General features: G+C 40.5%; 16 protein-coding genes and 1 tRNA gene. 5 read left to right on the top strand and 12 right to left on the bottom strand.

Annotated elements, in window-relative coordinates:
- Positions 1 to 642 precede the first annotated feature (642 nt).
- From eif1A to BP861_RS08635, 3 genes are read left to right on the top strand one after another with little or no spacing between them, the layout of a single operon-like run.
- A complete protein-coding gene (eif1A, locus tag BP861_RS08645) occupies positions 643 to 978 on the top strand; it encodes a translation initiation factor eIF-1A (RefSeq protein ID WP_292374442.1) in 336 nt (111 codons plus the stop codon).
- A gap of 1 nt (position 979) precedes the next feature.
- Positions 980 to 1,762 (top strand): serine protein kinase RIO, encoded by a 783-nt coding sequence (locus BP861_RS08640; protein WP_292374439.1) that lies wholly within the window; start codon positions 980 to 982, stop codon positions 1,760 to 1,762.
- Position 1,763: 1 nt separating this feature from the next.
- Complete coding sequence (locus BP861_RS08635) at positions 1,764 to 2,312, top strand: KH domain-containing protein (RefSeq protein ID WP_292374437.1); 549 nt, start codon at positions 1,764 to 1,766, stop codon at positions 2,310 to 2,312.
- A 172-nt stretch (positions 2,313 to 2,484) separates the two neighbouring features.
- Here the strand turns inward: BP861_RS08635 and BP861_RS08630 are convergent, their stop codons facing one another.
- The 12 genes from BP861_RS08630 to BP861_RS08575 all read right to left on the bottom strand — a co-directional run bounded on the left by BP861_RS08630 (position 2,485) and on the right by BP861_RS08575 (position 16,058).
- On the bottom strand, positions 2,485 to 3,876 hold the full coding sequence (locus tag BP861_RS08630) for a dihydroorotase (RefSeq protein ID WP_292374436.1): 1,392 nt from the start codon (positions 3,874 to 3,876) through the stop codon (positions 2,485 to 2,487).
- A 266-nt stretch (positions 3,877 to 4,142) separates the two neighbouring features.
- Positions 4,143 to 4,793 (bottom strand): phosphate signaling complex protein PhoU, encoded by a 651-nt coding sequence (gene phoU / locus BP861_RS08625; protein ID WP_292374434.1) that lies wholly within the window; start codon positions 4,791 to 4,793, stop codon positions 4,143 to 4,145.
- Between the two features lie 4 nt (positions 4,794 to 4,797).
- Positions 4,798 to 5,574 carry a phosphate ABC transporter ATP-binding protein PstB gene (gene pstB, locus BP861_RS08620; protein ID WP_292374431.1) on the bottom strand — a complete coding sequence of 259 codons (777 nt, stop codon included), beginning with the start codon at positions 5,572 to 5,574 and terminating at the stop codon, positions 4,798 to 4,800.
- A 50-nt stretch (positions 5,575 to 5,624) separates the two neighbouring features.
- The gene (gene pstA, locus BP861_RS08615) at positions 5,625 to 6,482 is read right to left on the bottom strand and encodes a phosphate ABC transporter permease PstA (RefSeq protein WP_292374429.1); all 858 of its coding nucleotides are present in this window, start codon (positions 6,480 to 6,482) and stop codon (positions 5,625 to 5,627) included.
- Positions 6,483 to 6,484: 2 nt separating this feature from the next.
- Complete coding sequence (pstC, locus tag BP861_RS08610) at positions 6,485 to 7,375, bottom strand: phosphate ABC transporter permease subunit PstC (RefSeq protein WP_292374427.1); 891 nt, start codon at positions 7,373 to 7,375, stop codon at positions 6,485 to 6,487.
- Between the two features lie 28 nt (positions 7,376 to 7,403).
- On the bottom strand, positions 7,404 to 8,300 hold the full coding sequence (locus BP861_RS08605; protein ID WP_292374426.1) for a phosphate ABC transporter substrate-binding protein: 897 nt from the start codon (positions 8,298 to 8,300) through the stop codon (positions 7,404 to 7,406).
- Between the two features lie 345 nt (positions 8,301 to 8,645).
- Positions 8,646 to 11,444, bottom strand: a complete 2,799-nt coding sequence (locus tag BP861_RS08600) for a DNA-directed DNA polymerase (protein WP_292374424.1) — start codon at positions 11,442 to 11,444, stop codon at positions 8,646 to 8,648.
- A gap of 429 nt (positions 11,445 to 11,873) precedes the next feature.
- Complete coding sequence (locus BP861_RS08595; RefSeq protein ID WP_292374441.1) at positions 11,874 to 12,878, bottom strand: phosphate signaling complex PhoU family protein; 1,005 nt, start codon at positions 12,876 to 12,878, stop codon at positions 11,874 to 11,876.
- Positions 12,879 to 13,413: 535 nt separating this feature from the next.
- Entirely contained in the window at positions 13,414 to 13,866 is a 453-nt protein-coding gene (locus tag BP861_RS08590; RefSeq protein WP_292374422.1) for a hemerythrin domain-containing protein, read from the bottom strand.
- Positions 13,867 to 14,208: 342 nt separating this feature from the next.
- Complete coding sequence (locus tag BP861_RS08585) at positions 14,209 to 14,652, bottom strand: hemerythrin domain-containing protein (RefSeq protein WP_292374420.1); 444 nt, start codon at positions 14,650 to 14,652, stop codon at positions 14,209 to 14,211.
- 305 nt (positions 14,653 to 14,957) lie between these two features.
- Positions 14,958 to 15,665 (bottom strand): DUF421 domain-containing protein, encoded by a 708-nt coding sequence (locus BP861_RS08580; protein WP_292374419.1) that lies wholly within the window; start codon positions 15,663 to 15,665, stop codon positions 14,958 to 14,960.
- 282 nt (positions 15,666 to 15,947) lie between these two features.
- A tRNA-Met gene (locus BP861_RS08575) sits at positions 15,948 to 16,058 on the bottom strand.
- Between the two features lie 773 nt (positions 16,059 to 16,831).
- On the opposite strand from BP861_RS08575, the gene BP861_RS08570 reads away from it, so the two are divergent.
- Both BP861_RS08570 and BP861_RS08565 read left to right on the top strand, forming a co-directional pair.
- Positions 16,832 to 17,215, top strand: coding sequence for a molybdopterin dinucleotide binding domain-containing protein (locus BP861_RS08570; protein WP_292374417.1), 384 nt, complete (start codon positions 16,832 to 16,834; stop codon positions 17,213 to 17,215).
- Between the two features lie 69 nt (positions 17,216 to 17,284).
- Entirely contained in the window at positions 17,285 to 18,589 is a 1,305-nt protein-coding gene (locus BP861_RS08565) for a formylmethanofuran dehydrogenase subunit B (RefSeq protein ID WP_292374416.1), read from the top strand.
- The last annotated feature ends 172 nt before the right edge of the window (positions 18,590 to 18,761 follow it).

The following is an 18,761-nucleotide window of genomic DNA, read 5'->3' as shown; positions in this document are numbered from 1 at the left end:
TTTCAGTTTCGCGATGATATGTTTTAAAACTCTCACCGCCCAGAATTAACCGAACCGACAAAATCCTCGTCAGACAGAAAATAACTCCTGTCTCCATTATTGATGAACAGTAATTGCTGCATTTATCATGCAGGAAATTATAGTTATGCGTTCATAGTATTTAAAGGTATCTATTTCCTTAGAAATTAAGAAGGAACTTCAACCAAATGACTATGAGAAAACCCATTCAGCACAACAACTTCATGCTGAAACCGGGAACACATATACATCAGTTTTAATATATAAAGCTTTTTGTTCAGGAACATTCTAAAAAAACAAATTAAACAAAGGATGAAAATCTGTTTTGTTAAAACCCTGACATTCACTCTCAAATCACGAATTCAAGAGCGAGCCGCACTTGTTTTGCGCGTAGGACATACAAAGGAATATCCGATATAAATACCTGTCGCCTGTCCTATAACTTAGAAAAAAATAAAAATAAGAAGAGAGTAAAAGAAAGCAAAAAAGCGCAGCATTAAAATAATAACAGAAAGTTGAAAGCTGCATGACGAATAACCTTAAAGCTCGAAAAAACGATATATAAGGGATTTAAAGGTATAAAAATAAAAAATAAAACTATAATAAAACTACATATAACGAGGTATCAAACTGGCAGACTTAAAGAAACCTACATCCAAAGCCAAACCCCAGACGGAAGAAAACGTTACAAGAGTACGAACGCCGCGCAGGGAAAATAATGAGATCCTGGCAACTGTTGAAAGTCTCCTGGGTGCAAATCGACTAAGGCTCCGTTGCATGGATGGGGTCGTTCGTATGGGGAGGATTCCAGGTTCAATGAAGAAAAAAACCTGGATTAGAGAAGGAGACGTCGTTATTGTCGTGCCCTGGGAATTCCAGAACGAAAAGGCAGATGTAATCTGGAAGTACACAAGGCCGCAGGTAGACTGGCTTGAGAGGAAAGGATACCTGAAAGGATAATATGGGAATGGATCAGGAAAAGAAGATAAGGCGCATCGATAGCGCTAAAGATAAATCTCGGGCCAGGGAGAAGGATTCCGAGCGGCTGAAAGTAGAAGAAAACGTATTCGACGTTCCCACCCTTAAAATTCTTTATACTCTATCCAATAAAGGTATAATAAAAGCAATGGGTGGAGCTATCAGTACTGGAAAGGAAGCAAACGTATTCTATGCTGAAGGCCCGGATAAAGAGCTGGCTGTAAAAATATACAGGATTGCAAGCAGTACCTTCAAGGCAATGGATGCCTACATTATGAAGGATCCTCGCTTCACAAACATTAGAAATAACAAGCGAGACATCATTTTTGCATGGACACGCAAGGAACTTCAGAACCTGAAACGTGCCAAAAGCGCAGGAGTCCGAGTTCCGGAGCCTGTACTTGCCGAAAAGAATATTCTTATCATGGAATTTATGGGAGAAAAAGAGACACCTTACCCTCTCCTTAAAAACACGTATCTTGAAAACGAGGAGGCAAAGCAGATTTTTGAGACAGTAGTTGAATATATGCGTCTCCTTTATAAAAAAGCAAACCTTGTACATGCTGATCTAAGCGAATATAATATCCTGATCGACCCGAATAACCTGACTCCCATATTTATTGATATGGGACAATCCGTAACCCTGGAGCATCCTAACGCCCGGGAGTTCCTTTACAGGGACGTGCAAAATATACTCAGGTTCTTCAGCCGCTATGGGATAAAGGACAAACCTGAAGAGCTATTTACAAAAATACAGGCGGAATAATATGACTCAGTATGTCAAAATCCCCAAAGAAAGAGTCGGAGTAATCATAGGCCCGAAAGGAGAAACGAAAAAGCTTATCGAGGACAAAACCGCGTGCCAGCTTGAAATCGATAGTGAAAGCGGAAAGATAGACATTACCTGCGAGGAAGATCCATTAAAAGAGTTCAGGGTTCTCGAAACCCTAAAAGCAATAGGAAGAGGGTTCAGCCCCGAAAAAGCTATTGAACTTCTTGATGACGAAATGCTTATGCTTGAGATTATAGATCTTTCCGACGTTGCTACTACTCCAAAAGAGCTTCAGCGGATAAAGGGTCGGATAATAGGAAGAAACGGAAGAACCAGAGAACTTGCAGAAACTCTGATAAGCGTAAAAATCTCTGTCTACGGAAAAACCGTATCCGTACTTGGGCACCCTGAACAGAACACTATAATCCGGACAGCTATAAGGATGCTGCTCGATGGAGCTACCCATGGTGCAGTCTACAAGTTCCTTGAAAAAAAGCATCAAGAGCTTTTGCAGTCCCAGCTTGACTCAATTGATTTTTATTAAGAAAAAAATCAGGGCCTTAAAATATTGTACCTAAGGCCCTTATGATATAACTAAACTTTTTAACTAAACATTTCTGGAAAACTGGTTTTCAGTTTTCCGTTTTTGCTAAAGCTTTTACCTAAAACTTCTCAACTAAGCTTTCTCAAAACCCAACTCTTATTCCCGAGTTTCATCAGGCCTCTTCTAAGAACTCTTCATCCTCTTCGGATCTTTTACCTTTTCCTTCAAGGAAGTTACCTCGCCCAGGTTTTGCATTAATTGATTCCTCAATCCAGATTACTTCACCTCTTGAAAGAGTATACTCGGGAAAAACTCCTTCCATACCTTCAAAAGGAGTCCACCCCGCTTTACTGTGCAGGAACTCAGCCTTTATAGGGCGAAGCTCGCGAGGATTTACAATAATCAGGTCTGCATCAAAACCCACCTCAAGCCTGCCTTTGGATTTGCGATCTAGCCCAAAGGCCTTTGCCGGATTCCAGCTTGTAAGCATGATCATCTGTGAAAGCGGCAGGATGTTCTTTCTTACTGCAGCAAGCATAAGAGGCATAAGGGTCTCGACCCCGGGCACTCCCGAAGGAGCTACTCTTATATCAACATCCTTTTCAGATTCCAGATGTGGGGCATGATCCGAAGCCACCATGTCAATAGTGCCATCGTTAATCCCGTTTACAAGAGCTTTAATACTGTGGCTTCCCCGGAGAGGAGGATTCATTTTTCCAAAAGATCGGAGCCTTTCCCAATCTCGAGTAGAGAGAAATAGATGATGAGGAGTAACTTCACAGGTGAAAAGGGGTTCTTTATTTTCTCTTCTTGCAAGGTATTTTTCCTTTCGTATAAGACCTATAGCTTCAAGCGTACTCATGTGGCAAAGATGAGCCTTTACTTGTAGTTTGGAAACAAGCTCCAGGGCTTTTTGAACAGCAACCGCCTCACACTCATTCGGACGTACCCTTGAATGGTACTCATAAGAAGTATCTCCTTTTAACAATCCTTCCAACTCAAGGCGCATTTTCTCATCTTCGGCATGGATAGTCGCAAGCCCACCCAGACGTTTGATTTCGGCAAGAGCCTCTTCGAAGGTATCCTCATTAATATTTAGCCCGCCTGTGGACTCAGCCATGAAGATTTCCCCAAAAGCAGTAACCCCCAATTTCCAGAGTTCTTCTAATTTCTCTATATTACCTGTTACCCCGCCATTGATTCCAAAATCGACAATAGACTTCCCCTTGGCAAGTTTAAGTTTTTGCTCGAAAGATCGTCTGTCTGTCGTAGGAGGCACTGTATTAGGCTGGTCGATGACAGTTGTAATTCCTCCGGCCGCTGCCGCACACGAGCCCGTATACCAGTTTTCCTTTGAGGTTATGCCGGGTTCCCTGAAATGGACATGTACATCAATCCCGGCAGGAAGAGTAAGAGAACCGCCTGCATCTATTATCATATCCGAGCTTGATACTCTGAGATCTTTTCCTATTTTAGTAACTTTGCCGTCCTCAATAATGATCTCGGCAGACTGAAGTGAATTATTATAATAGATCCGTGTATTTTTGATAAGAATATCAGGCATGGGCGTCTATATGCATATAAACGTACTTAAAACCTGACATCAGAGAGAACAGGAAATGGTTCAAAGAGAGAAAGAAATTTCAGAGAAAAAACAATCAAAAACATGAAAACAACATTAGAGAACCAAAAAGAAAAACGAGAACAACATTAAAGAACTAAAACGAGAAACAAAACTGAGAATTAGTATCGTAATGAAAAAATAGAGTAAATGACGAAAAAATATAGAAAAGTAGATAAGGACTAGGAAGAAAAAGTCAACAATCCTTTTTAATTCAGTTTGATCTTCTCAGCCGTAGCAAGATAGATTACACTTTCACATATATTGCAGCAGTGATCTGCAATTCTTTCAATATAGCGAATCAGGAAAAGCAAATATGTGGCTTTGGAAATAATACTTGTATCTTTTGCCATCATTTCAATTAACTCAACCCAGACGGCATAAAAAAGCCTATCAACTTCTTCATCCCGGGATGCTGTCGCTCTTGCAAGCTCTACATCCTGAGTCTTGAAAGCTTGGAGGGAATTTTCAAGCATGTATGTTGCAATATCGGACATTTTTTTCGTATCTACAAGAGGTTTTATATGCTTACCTTCAATTTTTCCGGGAATTTTGGCAATATTCATAGATAAGCCTAAAATCCGTCTGAGGTCTGCTGTGATCTTGAGAGCGGACACGACGAGCCGGAGATCGCTAGCCATAGGTTGTTGAAGTGCAAGAATATCAAAAATAGAAGACTCAATTTCTTCTTCAAGATCATTTACTTCTGCCTCAAGAGCGAGCGTTTTTGCAGCAAGCTCGACATCAAGATCTATAACTGCAACCATTGAGTCCTTGAAAGCCAGCTCAACGATTTCTCCAAGGGAGAATATGGATTCCCTGAGCAGATCCAGCTGCTTTACGTATTGTTCTCGAGCCATTAAATCACCCAAACCTGCCTGTAATATAATCCTCTGTACTCTGTTCCTGTGGATTTTGGAAAATTTGCCTTGTCTGACCGAACTCAATCAATTTCCCCATAAGGAAAAATCCGGTATAATCTGATATCCTAGCTGCCTGTTGCATATTATGAGTTACGATTACTATGGTATAATCTTTTTTAAGGTCCATAATAAGATCTTCAATCCTGGCAGTGGAAATCGGATCAAGAGCGCTGGTGGGTTCATCGAAAAGAACTGTTCTGGGTTTTACTGCTAGAGTCCTGGCAATGCAAAGTCTTTGCTGTTGTCCACCACTCAGAGAAAGAGCAGGAGACTTAAGCCTGTCTGAAGTTTCTTCCCAGATCGCAGCTGACCGGAGGGCTTGTTCAACAATGCCGTCAAGATCTTTCCTGTCTGCACCATGTATACGCGGTCCATATGCAACATTATCAAAAATCGACATCGGAAAAGGGTTTGGTTTCTGGAAAACCATACCTACTTTTTTACGAAGGTCAACAACGTCTACATCTGGTCCGTAGATATCCTTTTCTTCTATCGAGATTTTACCTTCGATTCTGCAATTCTTAACAAGATCATTCATCCTATTTAAGCAGCGGAGGAATGTAGATTTGCCACAGCCGGACGGCCCTATAAGGGCAGTTACGCTGTTTTTGGGGATTTGCATTGAAATATTATTAAGTGCTTGCTTTTCCCCGTACCACAAATTAAGATTGTCCACTTTTATCTGGACTTGAGATACGTTTTGAACACCCTTAGTCATTTAGGGACCTCATTATCATATAAATCTTGACATATTAAGAATAACACAAATCAAATTTTTAGTTTGTTCCTGTAATGCCTGCGGATCAAAACAGCTACAAGATTCAAACTTAGGACGATAATCAACAGAACCAGAGCTGTTCCATACTGAATAGGCCTGGTTTTTGCTATATTTGTCCCGGCCGTTGCAAGTACGAAAAGATGGTAAGGGAGCGCCATAAACTGAGAATAAACAGAATCAGGCAGCCTTGGCAAGAAGTATGCAGCCCCTGTGAAAAGAATAGGAGCGGTCTCTCCTGCAACCCTCCCTATGCTCAGCACTGACCCCGTAATTATTCCCGGAATGGCAGCTGGCAGTACCACGTGCCTGATTGTCTGCCATTTACTGACCCCAAGAGCAAGGGAGGATTCCCGATATTCTTTAGGAACCGTAATTAAGGCCTCTTCGGTAGAACGGATGATTACCGGGAGAATTAGAAGAGCAAGCGTAAGAGAAGCAGAGAGTATGGAAGGACCAAAACCAAAGTATTTCACAAACAATGCAAGCCCAAAAAGCCCGAAGACCACCGAGGGAGTGCCTGCAAGGTTATTGATTGCCATTTCAATTAGCCAGGTAGTGCGGCTTTCTCCTGCATACTCATTCAGGTATATAGCAGCCATAACTCCAATAGGCAGGGCTACGCTCATGGAGCCTATGATGAGATATATAGTACCTACAATTGCCGGATAGATACCTCCTTCAGTCATCATCCGGTTAGGCATTTGAGTAATGAACTCAAGATTAATTGCTCCGTATCCGTTCAAGATAATGTAACCCAGGATGATAAGTACAAAACCTGCAACTATTAATGTAGCAAGAATAAGCAGGGAAAAAGCAATTTTTTCACTTGTTTTAGAACTCAAACCCATGATCATCCCACCTTAAAACGATATTTCTTTTTAATCGAATCCGCAATCAGGTTAATTATGAAAGTAATGATGAAAAGTACAGATCCGACAGCAAAAAGAGCATGGAAGTGAGCACTTCCCTGAGGAACTTCCCCCATTTCAAGCGCTATTGTGGCAGTCATCGTCCTCACAGGATCAAAAAAGCCTCCAGGAAAAGAAGGTATTATTGCGGCATTTCCTGTTACCATCATAAGAGTCATTGTCTCTCCTATGGCCCTTCCGATGCCAAGCATTACCGCTGCTGAGATTCCCGACAGAGACGCAGGAATTATGACCTTATATATGGTCTGCCATTGTGTGGCCCCAAGAGCAAGAGAACCCTGCCTTAAAGTGCTGGGAACCGAACTTATTGCGTCTTCGGAAATGGTAATGATTGTTGGGAGTGCCATAATTCCCAGCATAATAGAACCTGTAAGAGCAGTCTGTCCCGTAGGCAGATTGAGAGTTTTCTGCATAAAAGGAACGAGTACTACAAGCCCAAAGAACCCAAAGACCACAGAAGGAATGCCTGCCAGAATCTCAATAAAAGGTTTCAAAAAATCCGCAACTTTTGGGTGTGCGAGTTCAGAAATATATATTGCAGAGGCGATCCCCAGAGGAACCGAAAAAAGAATTGATCCGGCAGTCACAAGAAGGGAGCCCAAAAGCAAGGGTAGTAGCCCGAACTGCTTGTTCACGGAAGTTGGATACCAGAATTTGCCTGTGAGAAAATCGAGAAGGGACGTTTCTTTAAAAAGAAGTAAACTGTCCCTGAATAAGAATATACATATGAGAAAAAGGATTAAGACCGTAAGAGTGCTTATAAAGAAAAGCACGGATTCGATCCCTTTTTCTTTTGAATTCTTGCTAAACATAAGATCTCCTGAAATATTTTTTCAGATATTACTGAACCGGGAAGTACCCCACCTCACTTATCAGGTTTTGCCCTTTCTCACTCATTACGAAATCGATGAATTCCTTTGTGAGACCTGAAGGTTCTCCATTCGTGTAGAAGTATAGAGCCCTTGAAAGTGGGTATGCACCACTGGTAATGTTTTCAGGACTTGGAGCCACAGAGCCGGCCCCCGCATCCAGGTTTAAGGCTTTTACGCTTTCATCAAGATACGCAACCCCGATGTACCCTACTGCATTGGGGTTCTGAGAAACCTCAAGCAGAATTCCTCCTGTGGCTGGCTGTGTAAGCGCGTCAGGGCGGTATTCGTCTCCAAGCAGAACCTCTTCTTTAAAGAATTCATAAGTGCCGGAACTGCTATCTCTGGAGATGGTTACAATCGGCCTATCCTCCCCGCCAACCTCTTTCCAGTTGCTGATACTTCCATTATAGATGCCGCGCAACTGACCAAAGGTAAGTTCAGAAATAGGATTTTGTGGATTTACAATCACGGAGATTCCATCATAAGCAATAGTATGTTCTACAGGATTGATCCCGTTCACCTTGGCAGCTTCTAATTCTTCAGGTTTCATCTCTCGGGATGCGGTAGCAATGTCCACTTCCCCGTCAATAAGAGCAGTAATTCCGACACCTGACCCACCTCCAGTCACGGATACACTTTTTCCAGGGTTTTCGTTTGTGAATTCTTCAGCCTCAGCCTGTGCAAGAGGTAACACTGTATCGGACCCTTTCAGAAAAATTTCCTGTGAGCCAGTTATTTCTGAGGACGTTTTTTTCGCAGGGACAGAGCCTTTGTCATTTTTGTCTCCAGTACATCCGGTTCCCAGGAAAACAAGTCCAAGTACTAATAATGTGAGAATTAAGTAACTTTTTGATCTGTTTGCCATCGGGGGTACTCCGCTTAAAGATAACGAATTAATAGCCTAAATCCAACAGGTTGTTAACGCTATACCCCACAATAAAAGAGAGAAATATATAAGGATTCGCTTTATATAATATAGAGAAGTATGTACGAGATAGAATAATATAAGAGAGTATTGTAGTATATATATCCTATATAACATATATACAAAACGAGAAATATCTTTAAGAAAAATCAGTATAAGAGTTTACTGGCAGGCAAAATAACTAGGTCAAAAACTGATAACAAGAAAGAAAGATTAAAAAATAACATCTAAGGTAAAGAACTAATGCTATAAAAAGATGGAAAGCCAGAAAAGCAAAGAGTGGACTCAGAAATCGAAAAGAGAACTCTGCGCTGCATGCCCATTTTCCTTACATAAATTCTGTTCCTGAGCCTTTACCTTACTTTCCTTTTCTGAAGGATACTTTTCCTGTTTCTTTACTTCAGGCTTCTTAGCCTCAAAATCAAATAGTCCTTTCTGTTTGGAATCAAAGTCAAGTGAAGACATTTTAACCCCGAAGACTTCCAGAATGCGCTCTACAGGGGGAAGAATCTGCTTCTTAACGTAGTAGTCGACATCTATCTGGATGTTGTGCTCCCTGACATAGTCCGGATCTTCAGCCCGATCAACAAAGAGTCCTTTTCCTGCGATAATGACAAAGGGTATCCTTGTTCCTATCGAAGGCAAAATGCCGGTTCGTTCTTTCAGCTTTTCGGCAACTGTAAGATGAGGCTGCTTGTTTTTGTAACTATCCGTTTTGCGTGTAAGGGTACGCGTGAGAATAAGGCTTTCGATAATCTCGGAATCTTTTGCCGGGTCAAGATTCCTGACATTGCTAACTATCTTACGGACATGTTCTACAGCCTGATCAACATCACCTTTTATAAGCACAAGCTCAAGTACCTTGTTGAGGGTTACCGAGGTCAGTTCGCACCAATCCCTTCGGACAGTCTCCATTCCTTTGACCTTAATCTTATCTTCCCAACCTGAATTTTTGGGTTCAAAGAGCCAGAGAGCATAACGTTTCTTTGCAATGAGAAGGGCACGTTTTGCAACGGACTCAAATTCAAGTTCCATCGGGTCGGGCAGGGAGGCAGAAACAATATTTGAAAGCCTGTTACCTATAAGGCTAACCTCTTCAAGAGATAAATCTCCTCTGGATTTACAATGAACAAAGACGCTGTCCGTATCTCCGTAGGCAACCGACAGCTCAATTACCCTATCCGAAAGAGAGAGTTCTCCGGCTTCATTAAGGAGTAAAGCCGCTCCGTTCCTAAGGACTATTTTTCCTATAGTGCTATTGATAATCTCTCGGGTATTGAGAATATTGCTTCTTCCGAAACTGGTTACAGCATTTGCAAGCGTCAGGCTGTAGAGTCTTGCCCGGGCATATCCGGAATAACCATAAAAGCTGTTTAACAGAATTTTCAGGGCGAGTTGAGTAGCATCAAGTACTCTGTACTCATTTTCATTGGAGGTACTTCTCATCCTTTTCTTTGTCTGTGTCCTTTTGTTAAGCAAATCTTCGAGGATCGAAGGGACGATTCCTTTGTAAATTTCAGGAGGCACGAACTCTCCTCCAGACGGAGGTTTGATAGTCACTCCATCGGGTCTGTCACCAGTAACTACTGTAGTATAGCACAGGTTATGTGCCATCATTATAGTCGGGTAAAGGGACTTGTAGTCAAGAATAAGCACATTTTCCAGAAGGCCTTTCTGAGGTTCCAGGACCTCTCCTCCTTTGAGGTCAGAACTCATTTCATATCTCTCAGCCGAGATTCCGTCATCAGGTTTTGGAAGGAGAACTCTGTCGCGAAGCCCAAACTCTCTGAGAAGAAGAGTTTCAACCATAGAAGTCTGGCCTCCGTCAACGGTTTCTTGAAGTAGGCTTCCACTTACCTGAGCAAGGGCGACGTATTTGTCAAGGAGCCTCAAATTAAGGATAAGTTCAAGGGCAAGCTCTGCATCCCTGCGTGAGTAATCGACAAACTTTTGGAATTTTTCTCCTGTATCTAGCCAGTACTCTCCCATTTCTAGAGGAGGTACATCCAGCTTTTCTCGATTCAGAAGTTCCTTTGAAACAGCACGCAGGGTGTACTGCTTCAGACTGAAGGCTCTTCTTACCAGAGGAAGAGCATCCACAACCACCCTGCCTTTTACTTCGGTTCGGGTAATAAGCCCAAATCGCCTGTAACCGATTTTACTGCCGTCCCGACCAACAACAGGATTTATTACTTTCCCTTGCGCGACTAGAGTTTTTACTCTGTCTGTTATATAGGGGATATCGAAATCTTGGTGATTGTATCCAACTACAATGTCAGGATCGTACTCACAGAAAATCTCGAAAAACCGATTTAGCATTTCGGTCTCGTCCTTGCAAGGTTGCACATCCGAATTCAGACCTTCCACAGGTTTTGCCAGAAGCACAAGGGTTTTATGTCCTTTATATTCCGGCTCGAAGGAAAAGCTGATCATGATTATAGGTGAAACGTCCGGAGAAGGCATTCCCCCATCAAGAGGTAGACATTCTATGTCAAAAGCAAGATACTTTAAAGGGGCGAGAGTAAGATTTTCAACTTTATTAAACCCTGACGCAAGGATTGAGGCGTCACATGCAAAATTCTCACAGCGAGAATTGCCTGAGCCATTTGCTCTGATATATCTTGCAGGGTCAACTGGGTTTCCTTCTGCAGATACCCAGACCATACCTCCAAGATCTCTGTCAATTAAAAAACGGTTTCTGAAGAGAATATCAGTCTCATAGACTTCCCATTTGCCTTCAGCTCTCAGCACTTCCTGGAGCTTCAGAATCTCATCCCTTATCTCGGGCACCTCTCTGGGCAGGTGGGTAGTAACCCTGAGCATCTTTGTTTTTGTTTTCTGATATCCAATAGGCTCAAATTTTTCAACAATTTCAATTTTTTTAACTTGCGTGAAAGTATCTTTGATAAGCCTAGCTACGGCATGAAGGTCTCCAGAGGCCTTGAGATAAAAATAAGGTTCAAAATCAGGAACAAAGCAGCAAACGCTCTTCCCGTCCGTTCCCCTGCCAAAGAGGCGGATTACGGGGTTGCTGTCATCGACAACTTCATAGTCTGCATCCAAGATCTGGAAATCCATAGGCATGGTTTACGTTTTTAGATAGACATATAGCTTTTGTTGTACTTTTGAAAAACAGGAGTTTATTTTCGAGAAAACCCGTAGAATTTAAGATAAAATGAAGTCTTCAAGTAAAAGTTTCAAGACGGAAAAGAAAATTACAGCAATACATAAGTACTGTGATCATAAAGCTTGTTTATAATATGTATACAAGCGGAATTTATTAGACTTCAGGTTTAAGGACTGTTTATGTAGTTGCAGGAGGATACCTGTTCAGGGGCTCGTAGGTCTTGCTATAGGAGCCGGAATTATGACAATTATCAGGAAATATCAGTTCAGGAAGATCTTTATCTGAAAAAGGGAAGAAACAGACAGAAAAGAAAAAAGAGAAAAATAGATAGGAAAAATAAATAGATATGGGAAAAAGGAAAAAAGAGAAATCTAAATCTTAGATTTTCAGACCCGCTTAATATTCATGTTGATTGAAACTTCTGCAATGTCAGCGCTATATTCCGAAACCCGTCTAAGACTTTCTAGGATCATGCTAAGTTCAATATTACCTGGTCCTTCACAATTCTGTGGCTCCAGAGAAACCCCAAACTGGGAAACTTTCTTGGCCTCTACAACGATTTTGTTAATAACCTGCAAGTCTTCTTCAGCCATTGAGTCTATAGAACTTTCGAAAACTTTGTTGGAGAGTTCAGCCATCTTGAAGATAGGGTTATCAGCACTAATTCCGGAATCCATTTTAAGGACACTCTTTGCTATCTTTACAGCGTGATCTCCTACGCGCTCAATGCTTTTCGTAATAAGTCTGTATCCCAGGCACTCTCTGGGATGTCGAATTCCGATCTTTTCAGAGAGTTCGATGTCTTCAATTGAAGCCTTGAGCTGACGGACAGCAAGAAGATAAAAGCGATCCACATCGTCATCCCTCTGGATGACATCTTCAGCAATCTCTACATTGTGATCCCTGAGAGCAGCCATGGAATCTTCAAGCATGGAAAGCACAAGTCCATACATGTTTTTTATTACCCGGGTAAGGGGAAGGTCATTGTAGTTCAGAAGGCACTGAAAAACCAGCTCATTCCGGGATTCTTCGATAAGCTCAAGCCCTATCAGCTTCTGGCGTACGGAATCTTTGATGAACTTGCGGTCATAAGCACTGAAGCCTTTTTTGGTAGTCAGCCTGATAACATCGTAGCCCACAAGATAATGAGAAATAAGAATCCTGAGATTATTTTCTGCACTGTCGGAGTGAATATAATCTATTGTTGCATTGAGTGTGGAATGTTCCTTTGAAACCGCACTGTAAGAGACAAGCAGGGTTTTATTAGGCATGGGTGTGAGCGTAAGAGTATTACCGGCCTCAAGCCCTATATCTCGGACCCATTTTATGGGGAGAGATACAATATAGGTAGAATTTCCGGTAAACTGAACTTTTCTTTTATCCTTGGTAATAAATAAACCCCCTGAGGGTATTCTAATTAATCTTGGAAGAACTATATAGAGGGAGGAGATATATAAAGGTATCCTGAAAATAGGATGCTAAAATGAGAAATAAAACCTGGTAATTTTGTCTAATTAAAGTATATAGGACAAGTACTGAATCATAGAAAAAACATAGAGTTACACTAAAAATTTGAGATAAAACGAGAATGATCCAAATATATGAACAAACAATTTTATATAAAAATTTTTTTGTAATTTGATGTGAGAATTTATGTAAATACTTTATATAGTCACTTTTTTAGCAAAATGATTAAAATTAATAATCTGAGTGAAAAATTCAAATAGAGAAAAGGACTTAAAAAAGCCAACTTAAAAAATCAAGTTAAATAAAAGCTTCAACTAAATAGGAAACCATGATATGACTTATAAGATCAATTTAAATTTATAATAGCAATTAGATAATGGTATAATGATAATAAAAAGATAAATAAGAATATTAATGAGAAAGTTAGACCTCAAGTAAAAGGTTAGGTTTCACCTTTCTTTATGCTAGAGATTCCCCAGTCTCTATCCTGTTCATATAACTCCTTTTGAACTCAATATATTGTTGAGCGATTTCTTCTGCTTTTTCCTGGCTCAGGGTATTTCGGACTTTTTCAAATATTTTACGTTCCTCTTCTTCTATGTGATGATCTATAATTTGTTTCAGTTCACTAATTTTAGCAGTCCATTTTTCATCCCTCTCGTCCATACCTTCAATTTCAAAGGTAAGAGTCTTCGCCTCATTGTGTTCCTCATAGGCATGACTGACAAGCTCACGTAATTCCTCATTCTGTTCAAACTGTGGATAGAAGAATCTCTCTTCTCCCATCATATGAGGATCAGTTTTAAGCTTTATTTTGAAAAAACTTACTTTTGAGCCATCACGCAGTGCTTGCTGGAAAAGATCGGCTATCTGATCATGCTCTGTTTTCAGTATATCATAAATAGTTTCCATAATTTCCCCTACGTTTAGTATACGAGGAGATATATTTAAAAGGATGTATAAAAAGAAATTAATTCACCGAATTTATAAAAACAGAATTGGATACAAAATTAGTTAGTGAGAATTGATACATTTTCAAAAATCTCTTTTTCACAAATTCAATGGTAGATTCGACATTATATAGAAATCTCTTAGTGATCAATAGGTTAGTAAAGAGAAGCTAGTAAGATTGTTAAAAAGTAACTGCAATTAGCAAAAAGATTAGAGCAGAAGGAATCAAAAAGGATAAAGAGAGCCGGCTAATGAGGAATCAAATCTGGATGCTGGTAATCTCTTTTCCTTTAATTTTTAGTCTTAAGGCATACTTGGATGCTGTTGTGTAAAATTCTTTGAGAAGTCGAGATACTGCTGAGCTATCTGTTGTGCTTTGTCCTCACTCAGAGCTTTCTGAGCCGCCGGAAACACCTTATTTTCTTCTTCTTCTACGTGGTGGCTTACGCTTTCATCCAGTTCCTTGATCTTGGAAGTCCAGTTTGAACTGCTGGCATCCATACTTTCCAGTTCGGACGAGATTGATTTTATTTCATTGTGTTCTTCATAGGCATGACTAACAAGCTCACGTAAATCGCCTTTCTGCTCAAGCGGCGGATAGAAGAGTTTTTCTTCACCCAGTAGATGAGGATCAGTCTTAGCTTTTACTTTAAAAAAGGTCTCCTTAGACCCATCACGCATTGCCTGTTGTATAAGGTCAGAGACCTGCTTGTGTTCTGCTTTTAAGATATCATAGATTGTTTCCATAGTTCCCCCCTCGTTTGAGGTATGACAAGTGATATTTTTACGAAAATATAAATATATAACTGCGAGATATAATTTATAAAAGAAATGATATCGAAAAATGTTAACTTAGTCTTTCTCTCTCACCCTGAAGGCACTTAATTGAAAAAATAAGCTATTAAAAGTAAACCGTTTAAAAGTAAACAATTTAAATAAGGTTCTTAAAGTAGAAAATTTAAACAAATGTTTCCAAAGTAAATAGTTCAGATAAGCATTTTTGAAAGTAAACTGCTTAAAGTAAAAGATTTAAAAGTAGGGATTTCGGGAGTTTATGCCTCTTCAGATACTACCCAGATATCACCTTCGCATTCCGGGAAAATATCACCCTTTTCTAGCCAGGCCGTCTCACCTGTCCTATAGCAGGAGTGGAAGCGTGAACTCTCAATTTTCGTGCCAGCTTTGTGAGGTTTCCATTCCTGGATCATATCTTCAGAGATTGTTGGCAAACCCGATTTTTGCTTCCCGGGCCTGTATTTGAATACGCCCAGGCTCCCATCCCTTTCAAGATAAGCAGCCTCAACTTCCCCTAAACTTCTGACTCCTTTATTTCTCAGTAAAAGAAAAATATCATCCTGTGTAGGAGTATGTTTTTTAAGTTCCTTTGAATCAAGAATTCCGTCAGTTATAATCTTTACAGGACTACCTTCAGTTAAATCTTCGTACCAGGGATACCTGTTCGCCAGAGCATTCTGTACCCTGTAAAATATCATAATGCTTGAAATTCCAAAAACCGACCATAAAATAGCAACATCAGGGTAAATCATAGGGTCTCCCATAGCCGATCCAAGAGCGATGATAAGCAAGAGGTCAAAAGACGTAAGCTGATGAATTGCTCTTCTTCCTAAAAAACGCATAATAATCAACGCGAAAATGAACATGAAAGCTGATCTGAGAATTACTTCAAGTAAAAAATGCCACGGAGTATCGGCTACAAGAATCCTTGTTATTTCGAATACCTCTATAGAAGATTCTACCATATAAATAATAAAGATATAAAATGGCTTAAAAGTTCTCAGTTAAACAGTTGATGTAAAAAATTAATGATATTGAGCTCCTCCTGATACTGATTCCCAAATTCGTGAACTTTTGGAACTATTTTCCTGATCAGAGAATCGATTAGTTATATTAAGTCCAGAGTTTAGAGAAGATATTTTGAACAAAATAGTAGATGTAGACAATGAAGCATTCGCAAAGTAACGATTTTCTTGGAACAAGAAGCTCGTGAAAGTAGAATTAAAAATGCTTTGAGAAAGGTTAGGTGCCCGGAGCGTGACTCGAACACGCGACCTCCAGATATCTCAGGAGATTAAAGACGCCTCATATAATTGTCCCTATGAGTCTGGCGCCCCAACCATCTAGGCTATCCGGGCTTGCAACACACAAATGTACAAAGATATATTAAAGGCTAACGATCGAAATATTGGAAAAAAGCCATTCTTTGCAAATATTACTACGAAGAGGAATGCCTGAGAAAGAGAAAGTTGAATATTCTGATTACTAAAGCGCATTAAAGTGGATCAGAAAACATGTTGTGTTAATCATAACATAATGGGGTAATATATAATAAAAGAAATTATTTTGATATAACCACTATAGAAAGTATATATATAATAAAAGAGAAATATAAATGAGCTTTCAGACTGATTCTAAAAAACAGAGAAAGCAAAAGCCACATCCCTCAAAGGTTTCTACCTATGTATATATAAGGAATATACATTTTTAAATAACAAGGATAAATATAATTAAAGAGGAATATATAACATAATTGTAATGGATAATCGTAATAGAATTTCAGTTAAAAGATCTCAAAAGGTATTTCATAAGGGTGTTTTTCCTCATAAGAAACTCCCCCAAGATTAAACTCAAGGTTATTGACAGAACTGCTTTCTACCGCATTTCTGACAAATCAAACATTCACAAGTTAACCCTCAATTCCATTCATACTTCAGTTAGTAACTCTCAAAATTTCTAAGCAATCGTCTCTTAAAAAGTCCAGCAGACTTAGATTAACTGTTATTTCTGAGGGAATAATACGTTTTCTGGTTCAGAGGAATATTACAAAGAGATTAAAACTGACACTCAGATTTCACAAATTATTCAGCTTACTAAGATACCTCGATTATATCCCAGATGAGGAGTTCAAATGAAAATAAAAGTAAATCTAATATCAGGAAGAACCGCTGCCCAGGGTGCAAATCTGGAAGCAAAGACGCATAAAGGTTATTTTGATGCCTGTGCTTACTGCGAACTTAGTCCCGTTGATCTTGAGAGACTGGGTGCCTCCGAAGGAGATAGTCTGAAAGTTACCACTGAATTTGGGGATGTGGTGGTCTTTGCAAAGACAAATGAAGGAAACCCGGAAGGCCTTGCCTTTATCCCAATGGGCCCATGGGCAAACGCAGTGCTTAGCCCTGATACACACGGCTGCGGAATGCCCGGGTTCAAAGGCGTCCCTGCAGAAATTGAAGTTACAGATGAAGAACCTCTGGACATGAAGTCTCTGATGAAGAAGTACATAGAAGCTTGAAGTCCAGAGGAGTAAAAAGTTTGCACTTCCAACAAAATCCGAGAGCCTGAAAAATTCGGAGGAAAAAATATGCCAGTAATTAAAGACGCAGTATGCTCCCTTTGCGGATCTCTTTGCGACGATATCACAGTCACTGTTGAAAACAACAAAATTACAAAAATCGAAAATGCCTGTATTCTCGGACATAGTAAGTTTGTAGGTATGCTCGAGCATGACAGGATAGAAACTCCTATGATCAGGAAAAATGGGGAGCTTGTTCCAGTCTCATATGAAGAGGCAATTGAAGCTGCCGCCAAAATTTTGGTAAACTCCAAGAGAACTCTTTCTTACGGCTGGTGTTCTACCTCCTGTGAAGCAGTCAGTGGGGCCATTCAACTTGCCGAAGAAACCGGCTCAGTTATTGACTCCACAGCGAATGTATGCCATGGACCAACAGCCCTTGCCGCCCAAGAAAAAGGATCTCCTTCAGCCACTCTGGGAGAGATAAAGAATAGGGCAGACATAATTATATTCTGGGGCTGCAACCCCGTGCATGCTCATCCAAGGCATATGGTCCGTTACTCAAGTTTTTCAAAAGGTCTTTTTACCGAGAAGGGACGGAAAGGCAGGAAAATGATAGTTATTGATGTCAGGAGAACTGACACCGCAAAACTGTCTGACAAATATGTAGAAATCGAACAGGGATCAGACCTGCTCCTGGTCACTGCTCTTCGTTCAATTGTAAACGGGCATGAAGATGTCATTCCGGAAACCGTTGCAGGCGTCCCTAAGGCTGAAGTTATTGAGCTTGCAGAAACTCTAATGAATGCAAAGTTTGTCTGCATTTTCTTTGGTATGGGAGTCACACAGTCCCGCTCAAAGTACAAGAACGGAGACTCTATGTCTTCTTTAATATCAGACCTTAACCAGCACACAAAAGCTGTAATGATCGGAATGCGCGGACACTATAATGTCACTGGTTTTGGGCAGGTGGCAACATGGGAGACCGGTTTCCCAATGGCAATCGACTTTGCAAGAGGATATCCCTATTATAACCCTGGGGAAACAGGAGCAAATGACATTCTTGTGCGTGAAGAGCCGGACGCTGCAATCATAGCTGCAGCTGATCCAGGAGCCCATTTTCCTCAGAAAGCCGTCAGGCATCTTGCAAAAATCCCTGTAATTCAGATTGACCCGTATCCTAATCCTACGACTGAAATTGCAGATGTGGTGATCCCGGCAGCCGTTGTGGGGATAGAAGCAGAGGGAACGGCTTACCGTATGGACGCAATTTCTCTCCGCATGAAGAAATTAATTGATTCAAAATTCAAAACCGACGAAGAAATCGTAAAAGATCTGACTGCAAAGGTCAGGGAATTGAAGAGAGGTGCATGAAGATGTCGGAAATCCTGATTAAAAATGCAAGCGTCTGCGACCCTGCACAGAGAATTAACTGCGAGACCATGGATATCTGCATTAAGGATGGAAAGATCGTAGAAAGTGTCTCTGCAAACGCAAAAGTTATTAATGCAGAAGGCAGGCTCACGATGGCAGGAGGCTTTGATGG

The sequence above is a fragment of the Methanosarcina sp. UBA411 genome (genome assembly GCF_002495725.1).
Lineage (GTDB): Archaea > Halobacteriota > Methanosarcinia > Methanosarcinales > Methanosarcinaceae > Methanosarcina.
The sequence above is the reverse complement of the archived record's forward strand: the minus strand, read 5'-3'. Positions and strand labels throughout refer to the sequence as shown.